This is a genomic window from Legionella sainthelensi (assembly GCF_900637685.1).
Taxonomy (GTDB): Bacteria; Pseudomonadota; Gammaproteobacteria; order Legionellales; family Legionellaceae; genus Legionella; species Legionella sainthelensi.
Genome location: NZ_LR134388.1, coordinates 2,400,288 through 2,417,173, shown reverse-complemented (window position 1 = coordinate 2,417,173; position 16,886 = coordinate 2,400,288). Strand labels below are relative to the sequence as shown.

The window sequence follows — 16,886 nt, the reverse complement described above, 5'->3', positions numbered from 1 at the left end:
GAAGGGGTGAACGTAGTTAAGTATGGGAAGCCAGGAACAGGGGAAAGCATTAGCTATTCTTAAAAGACGTCGAGGTTTACATACGGATTATGTGTTTACTTATCAGGACAAACAAATTCGGCAATGTAATACTAAAGCATGGCGAAAGGCGTTAGATCATGCAGGAATAGATAATTTTCGTTGGCATGATTTGGGCTCTACCCCAAATAAAGGGGCATTTTAATCAAGTTAGTCTAGACTAAGCCTTTGATTTGACAGTCAAAAGGAAGATTAAAATGCCTAAGAAAGATTGTATCCTAAATTTGCCGGGATATTCTATTAAAAAGGTGAGTGGAGAGAACCCGGTTTATATCGAAGTCACTTATCGTTGTGTTGTTCGCTGTATTTATTGTGGCAATAAGAAGTTACGTAAAAAAGACAGTTTCATAAGGCGAATCCGCCATGAGTCGATTGGACTGCGTCGCAGTTACTTGTGTATCAAGGCTCATAAGTATTATTGTCCTGCGTGTGGTCGCTATTTTAATCAGCGTTTCCCGGGGATAGGTAAATACCAAAGAGCCAGCGAGAGTTTACGAAAGCAGGTGTTTCACTACCATAGCAAAAGAGTGAGTCAAAAGGATTTAGCACGTGATTTAAAGCTGGGTAAATCCACTGTAGAGCGCTGGTATCATTACGGCTATGAGCTTCGTCATAAAAAGATATTAAATCGTTCTTGCCCAAGAGTTCTTGGTCTGGATGAGCATTCATTCAATAGGAAAGTAGGTTATGCCACAACCTTTTGTGACTTGGCCAAACACAAAATATTTGATGTGGTTGAGGGGCGTTCAGAAAAGGATTTAGAAGGCTATCTCAACACGTTAGAAGGAAAAGATAAGGTACAGGTAGTTTGTATTGACTTAAGCTCCAGTTACCGCAAGTTAATCAGGCGTTACTTTCCCAATGCGATGATTGTTGCCGATCGCTTTCATGTGATTCGTTTATTGAACCAATTCTGTTTACAGACTTATCAGCAGATTGACCCTGAAATGAAATATCAGCGAGGTCTCTTGGCCGCATTGAGAACCAATCCTAATAACCTCACTGTAAAGCGGCTCAATAGACGAGAGCGTTATTTGCAACAACAGCCTGTCATTGCTGCAATATATTACTTTAAACAGCGATTACATCGATTACTCATGCGAAAACATCGTACCGCAAAACAGTGTACGCGTTTAATCCCTCTCTTTCTTAAACTCGTTACCAGTCTGAAGGAAAGTCATTTCGAATCACTAAAGACTCTAGGTAAAACATTATATCAATGGCGGGAAGAAGTGGTTAGAATGTGGCGGTTTACTAAAAACAATGGCATTACAGAAGGTTTCCATCGCAAGATGAAGCTGATTCAAAGACGTGCTTATGGGTTTAGAAATTTTGAAAACTACAGATTAAGGGTTAAGGTTTTGTGTTCTTGATTAGTGCCCCCGGATTTGGGGATGAGCCCGTTTTCGTCACCGCAACTTGGTTTCTAGGTCAAATTTTGAAGCTAAGTGCTTGATTTTAAATGGCGCGCTCGGAGGGACTCGAACCCCCGACACCTTGGTTCGAAGCCAAGTACTCTATCCAGCTGAGCTACGAGCGCAATGGGGTAGGATTTAATGCGTTTTTTACTGCTTTTTTTGGTTAATATGTGGAAACCAAAATGGTGGGCCGTATAGGATTCGAACCTATGACACAGAGGTTAAAAGCCTCCTGCTCTACCACCTGAGCTAACGGCCCTCAAGAGCTAAAACATTTTAAACTATACTATAAAACTGGTGGGCCGTATAGGATTCGAACCTATGACACAGAGGTTAAAAGCCTCCTGCTCTACCACCTGAGCTAACGGCCCTGAAAGAGGCTCGAATCATACCGGATTAGCATAGAATTTCAAGTCTTTTTATCATGTTTCTCGCATTTTTGTTGCTTCTGTGGCTTTATTTTGATTTCTAAGGGTAAAATTTCAACAAAAACGGGATGAGCTCGTTGATTTTTCAGTTGTAAAATAGATGTTTTTTTCAGAAGCTAAAATTGTGCAATGGTTCATTTTTAAGCGATTTTCAAGAGTTTCAGCTTTATGACTTGCAGTAACGATTAAGATAATGTCTGAACCTAAAGCACCACAACCTTTGATTGCAAGTATTTCAGTATATTCCTTAAGTCGATTTATCAAATTTAAACTGTGTTCCGCTACTAAATTCAATTCAACTAGCTTTTTATGATAATCATTAATAGTAGCAATTAATTTTGTGGTGTCAGCTTGTTCAAATGCCAGTTTAGCCTCATCAACTAAAGCAGATAAATAGTCAATTTGATCAGGTAGGGTGGTGGTTTGCAGATGATGATGTGTCGCTAGTTTTATTCCTGTATGAATAAGGAAAAAAGATAGCTCTTGGAAAGGCCACCTATAGGATTGAATAATTCCCTTTTGTTTATTAACAAAGACGCAACCTTCTTGTGCTTGCGCTATAACATCATACCCACTAGGCTTTAGCCCTGTTCCTGTCCATGATACTTTATAATAAGCATTGAGCATGTCTTCTAAATTAGGTTTCTTTTTTTGAGGAAGCAACTTGCTAAATAACTTGCTACAAATTGCGCACTGGATGCTCCTAATCCCCCTTGTTTTGCATAAGGATCGTTCCAGATTAAACCTTGCTCTAAGTGTTGTTGTTGCCACCAAACTCCTGCTGGAGATTGAGGGTGAATTTCTGATAATTTGTTGTTTTTAGAGGTTAAGATAAGCTTAAAACAAGGCGAAGTAGTGATAAGAATTGCTGAGGCCCCAGCTATAGCAGCATATTCACCTAATAGAAATGTTTTTGCAGGAACTAGCCATTTCATACTGCGATTGGAGTTTGTCTAATTTTCGCCAATAAATCATGAGCGTTATTCAAGCTGATCCGTTTATGTAAAGCAAGCCATTTTTGTAAATGCTCTTTAAGAAGAGGTATCTCACTTTCGTTAGCTCCTGCAGCGAGAAGTAAATTATCAATGTGAAGTTTCATATGACCTTGAATAATGCCCTCTGTACATAACGCTTTAATTGCTCCTAAGTTTTGTACCAGGCCTACCGCGGCGATAACTTGAGATAGTTGGTTTGCAGAAGCAATGTTCATCATTCGTAAACACATCTGAGCAGTAGGATGGAGCGATGTAACTCCACCTATAGTACCTACTATAATAGGTGCGGTCAGTTGGCCAGTGAGGGTCTCACCTTCATAACGCCAACGCGTTATCGCTTGATATTGCCCGTTACGCGCTGCATAAGCATGAACTCCTGCCTCTACTGCTCGCCAATCATTTCCTGTTGCGATTAAGACAGGATCGATTCCATTCATTACTCCTTTATTATGCGTCGCTGCTCTATAAGGATCCATTTCAGCAAAAAGAGAAGCTTCTTGAAGTTTTTGTCCTAGTACGGGATCAATTTTATGAATGGTTACTTGAGCTGTAGTTAATTTTTGATCGTTTAAGTTTGATAAAATACACATAGTGACTTCTTCACCTGTTAACTGCTCTATAGGTGACTTTAAGTATTCAAGGACTTGATTGATGATATTAGCACCCATCGCATCGCAGCTATTCATCGTTAAATGGATAACAACCATTTCTTGGCCGTCTTCTCTTTTGAGTAGACGTAGTTGTAGATCAGCAACACCGCCACCACGTTTTACCATGTTCTCTGCTACATCTTTATTTGCTTTGCTAATTAGGTAGGCACGGTTTTCATAAAAAATTTGAGAAAATTTGTTGAAGTCTTTAACTTTAGCTAATTGAATTTGACCTAAAATGCATTCACCTTGTACCCATGTTTTTATATCACCACATTGTCTAATCCATTTAGCGGATTTAGACAAAGCAGCAATAATAGAAGTTTCTTCAACAGCCATGGGAATAACATAATCTTGCCCATTAATGTTAAAGTTAGTTGCTACACCTAAAGGAAGCTGAAAGTAGCCTATAACATTTTCAATAAGTTTATCCGCTAGGTTTAAATCTTTTATACCCCCGTTTTTAAGAAATGCAACGTCTTCTGCATTGATTGCACCTAGGGCTAATAATCGTTTAAATCGTTCTTCACGTGAAAGTTTTGAGAATCCGCGGAATAGTTCATCAGTATTAGAAGATAGAGGCATGCTTTCTCCTTGGTTAGCCGGCACTAACGCCAAGTTTAATAAGGTCGTTTTTGCATTGTTTAAAGTGGCTGTAGTCGTCTTGCATACCTAAATTTTTACGTCTTTGCGAAAAATGAAATAATTTTATCATAAAATAGGGAAGCAAACTACTTAAAACTCATCGCTTATATCATTTAGTTGTATTATAGCCTAGATTTTATTTATGTTACTTAGGTAATACATAAGCCACAGTCAATTTATTTTTTCGTAAAGCCATTTTAAAGACCTTTCTTAATGAAAATGAAATTAATGTTATGTTCGATGATTTCAAGCCGCAGCTCATTAAAACGACATTCCATGAATATATTTTCAATAATGCCATGGTTTTCATTTAAAAATATAAAATAAATTTCTTTTAATACAATAAATTACAATGCATAAAATGATTTTATTTTAAATTTATGGTATTTTTTTTGCGTTCAGTGTAAATTAATCGCTCTTTATGTTTTGGATTAAGGGAGATGAAATGGGAAAACGTGCTCAAGCTGAAATGAAATCTTTTATGTTGGGTGAAAAAAGACGATTGGAAGTTATTGAACAATTCAAGAAATGTGAATCCTATGAGGAATTTTCCAAGAGTTTAAAAAAATATGAAGAAAAAAAGGGAAAAAAATTTTTTATCATTTCCTCTAAATTAACGGAATACCACGTACAACGACTGATAAAATTGGACGAAGAAATAAGTCTATTAAAAGCACAACTCAAAAAACAATATCCTTCGTCTGCTGAGCAAGTAAAATTACAACAAATACAAGAGCATTTAATGAGTGAGCCACAAAATTTAGATGGCGATAAAGTAGTTTTAGCTCAAAAGATACCAAACATGGAACTTGGTGAAGGCAGTTATGAAGGAAGCCGACAAAAAATTGTCGATAATATTACATGGAGTTCGGAAGAAGAAAACCTTTTGGATCTTCGAACTAAAAGAGAAAGAGAAACACATCTTTTACAAGTTAAAGTTCATCTAAGAACTTTCAAGCTAAAACAGGAAGAGCTTGAAGCGAAATATGAAGAAAATCGTAATAAAGGAAATCAAGCCCAAGCTGATAAATATCAAAAAGCCTCTGAGGCTGCTAAAAGTATTTATAACGAAATTTCTCGTTTAGCCAAACAATACATCAACGATGGAAATTTAGATGCTTTTAAATGCGACAGTCAAAGCATCTTAAAAGAAGATAACGACAATGTAAAAATATTGCAGGAACATCGAGGTTGGAAAGCATTTTTAGCAAATTTAGCCGCGCTTATCTTTACTGTTGGATTTGCCCAAGCAGGATATTCGCTCTATAAAGGACAATTTTCGTGGCTTAAACCTGCCACTGATACGGGTAAAAAAGTTGAGGATCTATGTACATCGATTAATGCAATCGCAGTGACTGTTTAAGAAACTCAATCTTAAAAAAATTGCTTCGCCTCACGGAAGTAAAATACAGCGTGCAGGCGATGCTGGATTTATAACATGGCATAGAACGCTATAAACTATCAGAATGATCAAGTATTATGATACTATAGTCCATAGTTTTTGCTCTTCTAGAATATTCGTATTATTCTTGGGATTATTTTTCAAAATAGATAACTATGGTACAAAATAGCGCGCAAATCACTTTTGACAAAAAAAATACCAGATTTCACTGTACTGGTGTTTGGTCTGTGTTACAACTTGACAGTTTGGTGAAGCGCTTTAGTGCTGATGAGTTACCTAAAACAGAAAAAGTAACAATCAGCGGGGAAGGAATTAGTCACTTTGATAGTGCTGGTGCATTGGCATTGATGAAATGCATTGATAAGTTAGAGCAACGAAAAAACCAAGTTGAACTAACTGACTTTACCGAGAGACAACAGCAACTTTTAGAGCTTATTAAATCAAAGAAAGATATTCTGGGTTATCATATTCCTTCACCGCCAAAAGAAAATATGTTTTACCAATTAGGTAAAGAATCAGAAAATAAATTTCGTCAAGTAGATGGCCTTCTTGTTTTAGTTGGTGATTTAACTACTAAAATAATTGAAGCATTTGGTAATTGGCGACGCTTTCAATTACCAAGTATCATTTCCAATATATATACTACTGGGGTAACCGCTTTACCTATCCTTGCATTGCTTTCTTTTTTGATTGGGGTTGTTTTAGCCTATCAAATGGGATTGCAGCTTCAAACATATGGCGCCAATAGCTTCATTGCTTACTTATCAGGCATGGCTATTTTTCGTGAATTTGCTCCTTTAATTACGGCTATTATTGTTGCTGGGCGAACCAGCTCGGCTTTTACAGCGCAAATCGGCAGTATGAAATTGAATGAAGAAGTGGATGCTCTGCTCACTATGGGACTCTCTCCCACAGAGTTATTAGTGCTGCCAAAAGTTATTGGATTATTGATTGCATTTCCTTTATTGATTTTTTGGTCTGATCTTTTTAGTATTTTAGGCTCAATGATTATGTCCAATAATATGCTAGGCATTAATTTTATTGACTTTTTGCAACGACTAAGAGACTCCGTTGGACTTTCACAGTTGAATTTAGGGCTTTACAAAGCACCTGCTTTTGCATTGTTAATTGCTTTGGTGGGCTGTTTTCAAGGGTTTAAAGTGGAAGCAGGGACGGAAAAAAATATTGGAAGCCAAACTACTAAAAGTGTAGTACAAGCACTATTTCTGATTATTATTGCTGATGCAATTTATTCAATTATATACAGCCGGATGCATTGGTAAATGAGTGAATCCATTATTGAAATTAAAGGGCTGAAAAACTACCTTGGTGGGCAATGGGTGCACTCCGGCGTCGATCTAAATGTGCAAAAAGGAGAAATCTTAGCCATTATCGGTGGCTCTGGAAGCGGAAAAACCACAATATTACGTAGTGTGCTGATGTTAATGAAGCCGACAGCTGGCGACATTAAGGTATTTGGTCAAGATATTAGTCATCTGGATACCCAGGAAGCACTTGCTATTCGTCGTCGCTGGGGAATGCTTTTTCAACATAGTGCATTATTTTCGTCAATGACCGTGTTGGAAAATGTGATGTTTCCTATGCAAGAGTTTACTAATCTTGAACACGAATTTATGAATGAATTGGCTTTATTAAAAATTGCCCTGGTTGGCCTTCCACAAGAGGCAGCAGGAAAATTACCCTCTGAATTGAGTGGGGGAATGCAAAGAAGAGCAGCTGCAGCACGTGCTATCGCTATGGATCCCGAATTATTATTTCTGGATGAGCCTACAACGGGTTTAGATCCGCTGAGTGCAAGACGTTTTGATGATTTAATAGTTTTTTTAAGAGACTCGTTAAAGCTTACTATAGTTATGGTGAGTCATGATATAGAATCTTTAAAAAGAACCACAGATCGCGTAGCTTTTATTGGTGATGGAAAAGTTTTAAGTATTGAACCCATTAAAGAATTAATGAAAAATAAGCATAAAATAATCGCAGACTATTTTAGCAAAGTCTAACTGGAGATAATATTTTTGGAAACGAAAACCAATTATACCATAGTGGGCGTGGTCGTACTCATATTGCTTGTGGGACTTATAACTACAATGTTGTGGTTATCCATTGGTTTTAATCAGAAAAAATATACTACTTATACAGTTTATATGCATGAAGCCGCTTCAGGCCTTACTCAGGATGCGCCAGTAAAATACAATGGGGTACAAGTTGGCTATGTTAAAGAAATAAGACTGAATCAAAATGATCCCAGGCAAGTTGAAATTTTGTTGGATATAGAAGAAGGAACCCCCGTTACGACAAGTACTTTTGCTACTCTTAATTCTCAGGGAATTACTGGGGTAACTTACATTGGTTTGAGTGCAAGTACTTCCAATTTGACTCCCATAAAAAAGATGCCTGATGAACCGTATCCAGTTATTCCTTCAAAACCCTCTGTTTTTAATCAATTGGATAGCATCTTAAAAAAAGTATCTGAAGATATGGGTATCGTGACTACCGAAGCGCAACGTATATTTAATGAAGAAAATGCGAACCACATAAAACATATACTTTCGAATATTGATAGTTTCTCTAAAGATATTGCAGGTAATGGTAAAAATGTGAATGTCTTTATGGATAATCTCGCGAAAACCAGCCGTGATTTCCCACATGTGCTTGAGGAGTTAAAAGTGGGAATATCTAAATTCAATCTTATGGCTGAAAGTTTAAGCAAAGCGGGGAATAGCGTATCAAAAACGATGAATTCAGGAAAAAATACACTCGATAAAATCTCCCAGGAATCACTTCCACCAGCAACTATTTTACTGCGTCGCTTGAATGTAATTTCGGCAAACCTTGAAAAAGTAAGTAGTGAAATGCGACAAAATCCTGCGGTAGTAATTCGTGGAAGTAAACCTCCACACCCCGGGCCTGGAGAATAAATAATGAATAAATTGGCTGTTTGTATTGTGGGTTTCAGTGCTGTGATACTTAGTGCATGTTCACCCGTTAAAATTTCTGTAAAAGATCAATACCAATTAAGTGCCTTTAGTGCAAAACAATTGGCTAAAAAACCACTGCCTATTACTTTATTGGTTACAGCCCCTGACGCTGCTGGTGGTTATCAAACGGAACAGATGCTTTATATAAAAAGACCTTATGAGCTTGACGCTTTTGCAAAAAATGCATGGGTGAATCCTCCTGCTGATATGCTTTATCCCTTAATCTTGCAAAGCCTACAAAAGACAAATCTCTTTGAAGCAGTCACTTCTAATGCATATGCTTTAGGTGCAGATTATCGATTAGACACGCAACTTCTTTTTCTAAATCAAAACTTTCTCAAAAAACCCAGTGTTATAGAATTTTCAGTGAAGATAGTTTTAACTCATGTAAATGATAATAAAATATTAGGTTCACACATCATTAACTTAAGAGTCCCGTGTCCAAGTGATACTCCCTATGGTGGTGTGATTGCAGCTAATAAAGCAACCCAACAATTTACAGCGGAACTGGCTCATTTTGTAGTGTCTCATATAGAGCATTAAGTCGGATGATTCAGCCTAAAGGACAAGGGAATTACTGTAGCCAAAAAATAAAAAGGATTGTACAATGTGCCTCCATAAGCCCTTTATGGGAATCTAACTAATAATAAAAAAAAGAGGAGATTGAGGATGAAAGCCAGATCATTATGTAAATTAGGTCTGCTTGTAGCGAGCGTTGTATTAGTGGCTGCTTGTTCTAAAGCACCAGGTAGTGCTGACGGAGCCGCTTTGGCTGAAGGCGAGGCATCTGCTCAAGGCCTAGGACAATTCACCCATTTTGCTGGCCAAGAACCGGGAGAGTCTTATACCACTCAGGCACCTCATAATCAATTATACCTATTCTCTTATGATGATAGTAATTTGGCTCCGAAATATTTGCCATCTGTTAATGCTCAAGCTGAATATTTGAAAACACATCCTGGTGCTCGTGTATTATTAGCTGGACATACTGACGAGCGTGGAAGCCGTGAATATAACGTGGCTCTTGGTGAGCGTCGTGCAAATACAGTAGCAGATATTTTACGTATGGCTGGTGTTAACCGACAACAAGTTCGCGTTGTGAGTTATGGTAAAGAGCGTCCGATTAATTTAGGACATGATGACGCGTCACATGCACAAAATCGACGTGTAGAATTTACTTATGAGGCAACAAGATGATTTATTGCAAAAAACACATTATCGCTGCAGGTTTTATACTAATGCTCCCTTTGACTGGTTGGTCAGAGGCACCTGTGGTTGATGATAGTGAAAATTTTGCGATTATTGAAGGACAGGCGCAAGAAGCGCCTGTTGTTGGTTCTAAATATGATGATCCTCAAATTGAAAGTGGACAATTTGATTTAGCACAGAATGAGAATTACACTATCGATAATTCTCAAGATGAGGATGGTCCTGCACTTGCTAAAGATGATCATCCAAGTGATTCAGAAAACAATCTTACTGACAATGCAAAACTAATTGATAAAGTTCAAAGCTTACAACAAGAAATACAAGAATTGAGAGGTCAATTGGAAGTGCAGGCTCATGATTTAAAGCTCTTACAGCAACAACAAGTGGCTTTTTATAAAGATTTAGATGCACGCTTAAGTGGAAATAGTTCTTCTAAGTTAACATCGAGTAAACCACCAATAAATCTTGATGTGGGTTCTAAGGAATCTATTTCTAAGGCCAAGACCAGTATACCTGCAGAAAAAACTGAAGCGAAGACAACAATGGCGACCACTCCGGTTTCTGTTCCTATGTCCCGTGCAAATCCAGCTGACGAACAAATTAGTTATTTAGCTGCGTATGAATTAATAAAGAATAAACGTTATGATGACGCCATAACTGCAATGAATGTATTTGTACAAAAATATCCCAGAGGGGGGTATACCGCTAATGCCCAGTATTGGTTAGGGGAGCTTTATTTAGTTAAAAAGGATTATTCAAAATCCATTGAACATTTTAATACAGTGTTACAACAATTTCCTACCTCAAGCAAATCTGCTGCAAGTATGCTAAAAGTTGGTTATGCCTATGCAGAACAGGGTAATAAGCCAGAAGCAAAAAAATTCCTGCAACAGGTAGTTAGGGCCTATCCCAATACACCTACGGCACAACTAGCAAGCTCAAAATTACGTACAATATGAATATAAATAATTTAATTTTTAGTTTGAATTACAGTCTGGACTTGAAATGGAACGCCGTTTACCCAGCTAAATGAGTTTTTATGCATAAAATAGAAGATTATCTGTTTGCACAAATACATCCATGTTTGTGGAATGGCTGTATTTTAAGTAAGTGAGTAAGAAAGATAAATAATCGGCAGCACAACACCTAGACAATGGAAAGCAATTGTCAACAGATCCAAATACCCAAGGAGAAATATTATGTATTGGCTTGCTCATGCCCCAGCTAATATTGCTTTAATCAAATATATGGGAAAAAAAGATGAGAGTTCAAATGCTCCTGCTAACTCTTCATTATCTTATACTTTAAATAATCTCATCAGTACTGTCAGACTTGAAAAATTAAGTTCGAAAAAAGACATTTGGGAGCCTCTCATTGTGCCAGGAGGGATTGATGAGTTGGTTATATCTCCAGAAGGGCAAAAAAAATTCCTTGACCATTTGGAACGGATAAAAAAGCATTTTGATTATGAAGGTGGTTTTTTAGTACAGTCATGTAATAATTTTCCACATAGTAGTGGTATGGCTAGTTCTGCTTCAAGTTTTGCAGCATTGACCCGTTGCGCTTCAATTGCTTTAAGCGAACTGACTCAACAGCCTATGCCTTCTATAGATGAGCAATCCCAATTAAGCCGCTTAGGCTCAGGATCCTCGTGTCGATCTTTTTATTCGCCATGGGCTTTATGGCAAGAGGACAAAGTACAGGCAGTGGAGTTGCCCTATGAACAGTTGATTTATCAGGGGATTGTAGTAAGTAATAAAAAGAAGGAAGTACCTTCTAGTGAGGCACATAAGCGTGTAAAGACAAGTGCGTTCTATACAACGCGCGTGCAAGAGGCTGAAGAACATTTAAAACTTTTATTAAGCGCACTAATGTCTAAAAACTGGGCTTCTGCTTATCAAATATGCTGGCATGAATTTCAAAATATGCATCGCTTATTTCATACTTGTGAGCAGCCATTTTCTTATATGACAGAAAATAGCGTAGAATTATTGCATCATTTGGAAGATTTTTGGGATAAGAATGGTGATGGCCCAATAGTTACAATGGATGCTGGACCAAATATACACCTATTATATCGTTCAGAGCAACAGGATTTAGCACGTGAATTCAAGCGTGATTATCTAGTAGGTAATTATGATGTTCTTTGATTTTGAAACTACTACATATGGTAAATGGATTTTGGCGGGTGAACATGCAGTGGTGAGAGGTCATCCTGCATTGGTCTTTCCAATTAAGGGAAAAAAATTAACTTTAAGTTATTCTGCTTCAGCCTCAACTTTGGGTGCTGATTATGAGGGAAGTAGTGGTGCAGATATGCATCTTTTATTTTGGAGCGTTCTGGAACACGGAATGCAAATATTAGGACGTTCTATAAATCAACTTGTAGGATATTTTCATATAGAGAGTAGCATTCCAGTTGGTACTGGAATGGGAGCTTCTGCTGCTCTTTGTGTTGCGATGAGTCGCTGGTTTTGTGCGCAAAAAATGATAGATTTAAGCCAATGCGATGTTTTTGCCAAAGAATTGGAACATCTATTTCATGGAAAAAGCAGTGGGTTAGATATTGCAGGGGTTGCTGCGGAAGGGGGGATCTATTTTAAAGCAGGTAGTACGGAGCCTCTTCAACAAAAAATATATCCCAAGTTTTTTTTATCTTCATGTAAACAAATTGGAATTACTTCTCATTGTATTAACCAAGTACAAAGCTTATGGGATATAAACCCCAAATTAGCTGAACAAATTGATCGTCAAATGGTTGAAGCTGTAGAAGAAGCTAGAAATGCTTTAGAAAATAATAATGTAGATGCAATAGTTTCATTAACTAATGCGATTGAAAAAGCGGGGGATTGTTTTTTTCAATGGGGTTTAGTAAGTGAGAGTCTTCAGCAACATATGAACCGATTAATAGCTGAGGGTGCATTAGCCGTCAAGCCTACAGGTTCAGGAGGAGGGGGGTATGTTCTAAGTCTTTGGGATAAACAACCACCTGAATTTCTGGATCTGCTTAGAACTTAATAAAGCACGGATCTTTCTTATCCTAAATCAAAAAGAAGAAATCAACTTTCTTTTTTCGCTGGTTAATATGTGGAGTTGTGCTCAATCAATAAAATGATAATAGACTTCATTCTCTTTGATCATCCCTAGCTCAAATCGTGCTTGTTCTTCTAAAGCTTGATCACCATTTTTAAGTTCTTTTATGTCTGCTTCTAAGGAGCGATTACGTGTTGCTAACTTATTGTTTTCTTGTTCATGAGCAGCAAGTTTTTTTTGAAGTTCACGCCATTGAATCAAATTACCATCGCCCAGCCATAATTTATGCTGCAAAATAACCAACGAAACAATCAAAATAATAAACAGTGGACGCATAAGTTTCGCTTAATTAGTAGTATCCTTTACTCATTGTATTACTATATTGCAATGTGGAGCAATATCAGCTTGAAAGAATTTATTAAGTTCCTTTTGAAAAAAACTATCCTTGTGCTTATTCGCTATGTCTCTTTTTTTTGCAAGAAATAGATTTTTATACCGTGTTCTAGATTTACCTAAATGAACTATTATTCTTAGAGATTTATCGTGGTGCCCACATCCAATATCCCAGAAGGATTTTTATAGCTCATTTTAAACAAATATTAAGCTAAATAAGCCCCTCGTATTCATGTATGCTCCGATTTTTTAGTATTCTTATCACGTAACCGGTGCTCAAATCCATCCTTTCATAAGAGGCAAGCATCCCACTAAACAAATATAATTTCTTTGGGTTTTATAAATACAGGCTTGCCGTAATAGAAAATAAAAAAATCAAATGTGTTTGCGTAACACATTGAGTTCGCCAGTTAATTCATCTATTTTTTCTAATAATTCTAGCACAAGAGCTACTCCAGGTAGATTAACTCCTAAGTCACTATGGAGACGAAATGCAGATTCGATTTTTCGTAAGTCTTTTTGATTCAATTGAAGTTTCTCTGATACTGAGGTTTGACTCGAAAATATACCATATTCAACCATTTCTAGTAATAATTCTTTAGGAATTTGATACTTTAGACAGACTTCATTAAATGAAATGGTAGTTGTTTCTTCAATAAGTACACCGACTATAGTATTACTTTGTTTCATGCTCATACCCCCATCTTCTCTCGTGGATTAAAAGGCATCACTTCGGCCATTTTTTTGTAAAGTTCCGTTGCAGCTTCGTTTGTTGCGGGCGGAGTAATGATTTTCAAAAGTATGTATTGATGCCCAGGTGTTGCACCAGGTAAACCACGATTTTTAAGTCTTAACTTTTGTCCTCCTTGAGAGCCAGATGGAATTTTTAAGTCAATTTTTCCTCCTAATGTGGGAACGACTACTGTTGTTCCTAAAGCAGCTTCCCAAGGAGTAATTGGAAGTGTGAGGTAGATGTCGCTATCTATCACATCAAAAAGAGAGTGTTTTTCAACATACACAGAAAGATAGAGGTCGCCATTAGGTCCTCCATCTACCCCTGGCGCACCTTGTCCTGCTAATCGGATTTGTTGCCCTGATTTTACGCCAGCAGGAATTTTAACTTTAAGCGATTGCATATTCCTCTGAGAATCGTGTGCTGTGGGAAGCTGTATGTTTTTTACTGTCCCCGTAAATGCCTCTTCTAGACTAATATTAATTTTTCCGTGATAGTCTTGCCCTGCCCTGGGTTGTTGGCGATAGCGAGAATGACCAAATAATGATTCGAATAAATCCTCGTTTATATGAGTACTGTAATACTGATCTGTTTCTTCAGGTCGCCAATGAGTGTATTGTGCGTGCTGATTAAAGTCTTTATTTTTTCGGAATTTATCGTATTCTGCCCTTTTTGTAGGGTCTTTTAGTACTTCGTATGCCTCCCCCATTTCTTTAAAACGCTCTTCAGCATCAGGCTCTTTGCTTATATCTGGATGATATTTACGGGCAAGTCTTCGATACGCCATTTTGATGTCCTTATCTGACGCATCTTCGTTAACACCCATTATTTTGTAATAATCCTTGTCCATGTTCTATCTTCTCATATAGGCATTATTGAGTAACTCAACATGCCGAAATTGTAACACTCAACAATCTCCATTCTAGCAGATACAACTGGAAATCGTCATGCAAAGAGTCCTATTTTTGTAACACGTACGTTCCTGGAGCGTCTGGTAGTTGCTTATCAAGTTTAGGAGGTTTTATTTGAGCCAGGTGAGATTGTTTTACTAACCAATTATGCCATGCTAACCACCATGAGCCTGTTTTATTTTCTGCTACGTGCAGCCAATTTTTAGCAGACATGTAGGGCTCTTCTTTTTTCTGCTCTCGGATAAAATAACTACGGCCTTTGTGTCCTGGTTCACTAATAATCCCTGCATTGTGGCCTCCATTAGTTAGCACAAAAGTGATATCACCTTTAATCATCAAATGGATTTTATACACCGACTCCCAAGGACTTACATGATCTTTTTCGGTGCTGACTGCAAAAGTAGGGAGTTTAATATTTTCTGCAGCTATATTTTTTCCTTCAACAGTAAATCGTCCTTCGGCAAAGTCATTATTAAGGAAGAGTTTTTCAAGATATTCGCTATGCATTTTATAGGGCATACGGGTCGCATCAGCATTCCAAGCGAGCAATGGAATCATTCCTCTTTGTGTACCATGCATGTAATCTTGTACCATCTTAGACCAAATAAGATCGTAAGAGCGAAGCATTTGAAAGCTACCCGCCATTTGTTTTGTATCTAAATATCCTTTTTCCCACATTACATTTTCTAGAAATGAGACTTGGCTATTATTAATAAAAAGCAATAGTTCTCCTGCATCTACAAAATCCCCTTGAGCTGCAAGGAGGGAAAGACTTTTAAGGCGTTCATCATTATCTCTTGCCATTGCAGCTGCTGTGATCATCGCTAGAGTCCCACCCAGGCAATATCCCATTAAATGAATTTTTGTTTTAGGAAATAGGGTGGAAATTTTATTGATCGCAGCCATTGCTCCAAGTTTGTAGTATTCGTCAATTCCAAGTTCTCTATCGTCGGATGTTGGATTTAACCAGGAAATGATAAACACAGTATGCCCTTGTTGCGTTAACCAATTTACTAAAGAATTTTCTGGAAGAAGATCAAGAATGTAATATTTCATGATCCATGCAGGTAGTATCAATAAAGGTTCTTTATAGACTTTTTTTGTCTGTGCTTGGTATTGAATCAGCTCGATTAAATGATTTTTATAGATCACTTTACCTTTAGTGATTGCAACTTGTTTTCCAGGGGTAAAGTTTTCAATTCCTTCAGGGGCGGTTACGGTTAATTTTTCAATCATGTCTTGGAAGGCTAACTGTGTCCCGCGAATTAAATTTTTCCCCTTTGAATTCAGTGTTTCTTTAAACAGGTCAGGATTTGTCAAAATAAAATTTGAGGGTGATAATGCATCGAGAAACTGTTTGGTTCTAAATGAAACAATTCGTTTATTAGAAGCGTTTAATCCAGGAATTTCACTGGATGATTTTAAACTCCAATCTTCAATTTGCAAGAAAAGTTCAGCCCATAATCTCCAAGGGTAGAGACTCCAGTTTTCTGTATGAAATCGAACATCTGTACCATTTCCTGGGGTATCATAATTAGAAAGATTATGGATTAAATCTGAAACATGCAATAATGGATAGAGGCTAAGTTTTAAAAATGTACCTGGAGCTTGTGCTAGTTCTGCTCCCCATGAAAAATATGAGGTAGCAGTGGATGCCGGGCTAATACTTGCAGTAAACTTACCTAAATTCGCTTGGTAATATTTATTTATATAATCAAAAATATCATTTTTTTGATGGTCTTCTTTATGCGAATGCATCAGTGATTTTTGGTGCTGCTTGTCTATTTTGGATTTTGACTTATTTTTTGATGAATTTGGTTGGGCTGTTTTTTTCATGGCTTTTCGTCTTACCATACTATTTTTAAAAATAGTATAGCAGTGATATGATTTTTATTTGTATATTAATCAGTTAAAGTACATACTATTCGTTTAGAATACTTGGCTAGAGAAAAGTAGTTCTTTTATTGCTTGAATTCATAAAGAAAGTTGGAG

The 16,886-nt window shown here is 37.2% G+C and carries 16 protein-coding genes, 3 tRNA genes and 1 pseudogene; 11 read left to right on the top strand and 9 right to left on the bottom strand.

The genetic code is table 11. The features are described from left to right. Nucleotides 1-22 precede the first annotated feature (22 nt). Both EL220_RS10740 and EL220_RS10735 read left to right on the top strand, forming a co-directional pair. A complete protein-coding gene (locus EL220_RS10740; RefSeq protein ID WP_027272375.1) occupies nucleotides 23-223 on the top strand; it encodes a hypothetical protein in 201 nt (66 codons plus the stop codon). Nucleotides 224-275: 52 nt separating this feature from the next. Further along, on the top strand, nucleotides 276-1,451 hold the full coding sequence (locus EL220_RS10735; RefSeq protein ID WP_128130886.1) for an ISL3 family transposase: 1,176 nt from the start codon (nucleotides 276-278) through the stop codon (nucleotides 1,449-1,451). A gap of 90 nt (nucleotides 1,452-1,541) precedes the next feature. Here the strand turns inward: EL220_RS10735 and EL220_RS10730 are convergent. From EL220_RS10730 to EL220_RS10710, 5 genes and pseudogenes are all read right to left on the bottom strand, one after another. Further along, nucleotides 1,542-1,618, bottom strand: a tRNA-Arg gene (locus EL220_RS10730). 61 nt (nucleotides 1,619-1,679) lie between these two features. After that, nucleotides 1,680-1,755, bottom strand: a tRNA-Lys gene (locus EL220_RS10725). Nucleotides 1,756-1,791: 36 nt separating this feature from the next. After that, nucleotides 1,792-1,867: transfer RNA gene (locus EL220_RS10720), tRNA-Lys, on the bottom strand. A 111-nt stretch (nucleotides 1,868-1,978) separates the two neighbouring features. Beyond that, nucleotides 1,979-2,859, bottom strand: a pseudogene (locus tag EL220_RS10715) (mevalonate kinase family protein). Then, complete coding sequence (locus EL220_RS10710) at nucleotides 2,856-4,154, bottom strand: hydroxymethylglutaryl-CoA reductase, degradative (RefSeq protein WP_027271190.1); 1,299 nt, start codon at nucleotides 4,152-4,154, stop codon at nucleotides 2,856-2,858. Before EL220_RS10710 ends, EL220_RS10715 begins: the two are co-directional and overlap by 4 nt. Before the next feature lie 505 nt (nucleotides 4,155-4,659). Here EL220_RS10710 and EL220_RS10705 point away from each other — a divergent pair. The 9 genes from EL220_RS10705 (at nucleotide 4,660) to EL220_RS10665 (ending at nucleotide 12,842) form a co-directional block, all read left to right on the top strand. After that, nucleotides 4,660-5,577, top strand: coding sequence for a hypothetical protein (locus tag EL220_RS10705; RefSeq protein ID WP_027271191.1), 918 nt, complete (start codon nucleotides 4,660-4,662; stop codon nucleotides 5,575-5,577). 194 nt (nucleotides 5,578-5,771) lie between these two features. Beyond that, nucleotides 5,772-6,899 carry an MlaE family ABC transporter permease gene (locus EL220_RS10700; RefSeq protein ID WP_027271192.1) on the top strand — a complete coding sequence of 376 codons (1,128 nt, stop codon included), beginning with the start codon at nucleotides 5,772-5,774 and terminating at the stop codon, nucleotides 6,897-6,899. Further along, entirely contained in the window at nucleotides 6,900-7,637 is a 738-nt protein-coding gene (locus EL220_RS10695; protein WP_027271193.1) for an ABC transporter ATP-binding protein, read from the top strand. 15 nt (nucleotides 7,638-7,652) lie between these two features. Further along, nucleotides 7,653-8,555, top strand: coding sequence for an MlaD family protein (locus EL220_RS10690; RefSeq protein WP_027271194.1), 903 nt, complete (start codon nucleotides 7,653-7,655; stop codon nucleotides 8,553-8,555). A gap of 3 nt (nucleotides 8,556-8,558) precedes the next feature. Further along, complete coding sequence (locus EL220_RS10685) at nucleotides 8,559-9,158, top strand: ABC-type transport auxiliary lipoprotein family protein (RefSeq protein ID WP_027271195.1); 600 nt, start codon at nucleotides 8,559-8,561, stop codon at nucleotides 9,156-9,158. Between the two features lie 126 nt (nucleotides 9,159-9,284). Further along, nucleotides 9,285-9,812 (top strand): peptidoglycan-associated lipoprotein Pal, encoded by a 528-nt coding sequence (gene pal / locus EL220_RS10680; protein ID WP_027271196.1) that lies wholly within the window; start codon nucleotides 9,285-9,287, stop codon nucleotides 9,810-9,812. Then, nucleotides 9,809-10,783, top strand: coding sequence for a tol-pal system protein YbgF (gene ybgF, locus EL220_RS10675; protein ID WP_027271197.1), 975 nt, complete (start codon nucleotides 9,809-9,811; stop codon nucleotides 10,781-10,783). Before pal ends, ybgF begins: the two co-directional genes overlap by 4 nt. A gap of 240 nt (nucleotides 10,784-11,023) precedes the next feature. After that, nucleotides 11,024-11,974: a diphosphomevalonate decarboxylase gene (locus tag EL220_RS10670; RefSeq protein ID WP_027271198.1), complete on the top strand. Its 951-nt coding sequence runs from the start codon at nucleotides 11,024-11,026 to the stop codon at nucleotides 11,972-11,974. Then, nucleotides 11,964-12,842, top strand: coding sequence for a mevalonate kinase family protein (locus EL220_RS10665; protein WP_027271199.1), 879 nt, complete (start codon nucleotides 11,964-11,966; stop codon nucleotides 12,840-12,842). Before EL220_RS10670 ends, EL220_RS10665 begins: the two co-directional genes overlap by 11 nt. Before the next feature lie 81 nt (nucleotides 12,843-12,923). Here the strand turns inward: EL220_RS10665 and ftsB are convergent, their stop codons facing one another. From ftsB to EL220_RS10645, 4 genes are all read right to left on the bottom strand, one after another. After that, nucleotides 12,924-13,193 (bottom strand): cell division protein FtsB, encoded by a 270-nt coding sequence (gene ftsB, locus EL220_RS10660; RefSeq protein WP_027271200.1) that lies wholly within the window; start codon nucleotides 13,191-13,193, stop codon nucleotides 12,924-12,926. Nucleotides 13,194-13,625: 432 nt separating this feature from the next. After that, nucleotides 13,626-13,940 (bottom strand): chaperone modulator CbpM, encoded by a 315-nt coding sequence (locus EL220_RS10655; protein ID WP_027271201.1) that lies wholly within the window; start codon nucleotides 13,938-13,940, stop codon nucleotides 13,626-13,628. Nucleotides 13,941-13,942: 2 nt separating this feature from the next. Then, a complete protein-coding gene (locus EL220_RS10650) occupies nucleotides 13,943-14,833 on the bottom strand; it encodes a DnaJ C-terminal domain-containing protein (RefSeq protein WP_027271202.1) in 891 nt (296 codons plus the stop codon). Nucleotides 14,834-14,942: 109 nt separating this feature from the next. Beyond that, on the bottom strand, nucleotides 14,943-16,730 hold the full coding sequence (locus EL220_RS10645) for a PHA/PHB synthase family protein (protein ID WP_027271203.1): 1,788 nt from the start codon (nucleotides 16,728-16,730) through the stop codon (nucleotides 14,943-14,945). Nucleotides 16,731-16,886: the final 156 nt, after the last annotated feature.

Excerpts from the sequence above, each read along its gene's own strand:
- EL220_RS10740 (WP_027272375.1), top strand. The coding sequence starts at position 23 with ATGGGAAGCCAGGAACAGGGGAAAGCATTAGCTATTCTTAAAAGACGT.
- EL220_RS10735 (WP_128130886.1), top strand. The coding sequence starts at position 276 with ATGCCTAAGAAAGATTGTATCCTAAATTTGCCGGGATATTCTATTAAA.
- EL220_RS10710 (WP_027271190.1), bottom strand. The coding sequence starts at position 4,154 with ATGCCTCTATCTTCTAATACTGATGAACTATTCCGCGGATTCTCAAAA.
- EL220_RS10705 (WP_027271191.1), top strand. The coding sequence starts at position 4,660 with ATGGGAAAACGTGCTCAAGCTGAAATGAAATCTTTTATGTTGGGTGAA.
- EL220_RS10700 (WP_027271192.1), top strand. The coding sequence starts at position 5,772 with ATGGTACAAAATAGCGCGCAAATCACTTTTGACAAAAAAAATACCAGA.
- EL220_RS10695 (WP_027271193.1), top strand. The coding sequence starts at position 6,900 with ATGAGTGAATCCATTATTGAAATTAAAGGGCTGAAAAACTACCTTGGT.
- EL220_RS10685 (WP_027271195.1), top strand. The coding sequence starts at position 8,559 with ATGAATAAATTGGCTGTTTGTATTGTGGGTTTCAGTGCTGTGATACTT.
- pal (WP_027271196.1), top strand. The coding sequence starts at position 9,285 with ATGAAAGCCAGATCATTATGTAAATTAGGTCTGCTTGTAGCGAGCGTT.
- ybgF (WP_027271197.1), top strand. The coding sequence starts at position 9,809 with ATGATTTATTGCAAAAAACACATTATCGCTGCAGGTTTTATACTAATG.
- EL220_RS10670 (WP_027271198.1), top strand. The coding sequence starts at position 11,024 with ATGTATTGGCTTGCTCATGCCCCAGCTAATATTGCTTTAATCAAATAT.
- EL220_RS10665 (WP_027271199.1), top strand. The coding sequence starts at position 11,964 with ATGTTCTTTGATTTTGAAACTACTACATATGGTAAATGGATTTTGGCG.
- ftsB (WP_027271200.1), bottom strand. The coding sequence starts at position 13,193 with ATGCGTCCACTGTTTATTATTTTGATTGTTTCGTTGGTTATTTTGCAG.
- EL220_RS10655 (WP_027271201.1), bottom strand. The coding sequence starts at position 13,940 with ATGAAACAAAGTAATACTATAGTCGGTGTACTTATTGAAGAAACAACT.
- EL220_RS10650 (WP_027271202.1), bottom strand. The coding sequence starts at position 14,833 with ATGGACAAGGATTATTACAAAATAATGGGTGTTAACGAAGATGCGTCA.
- EL220_RS10645 (WP_027271203.1), bottom strand. The coding sequence starts at position 16,730 with ATGAAAAAAACAGCCCAACCAAATTCATCAAAAAATAAGTCAAAATCC.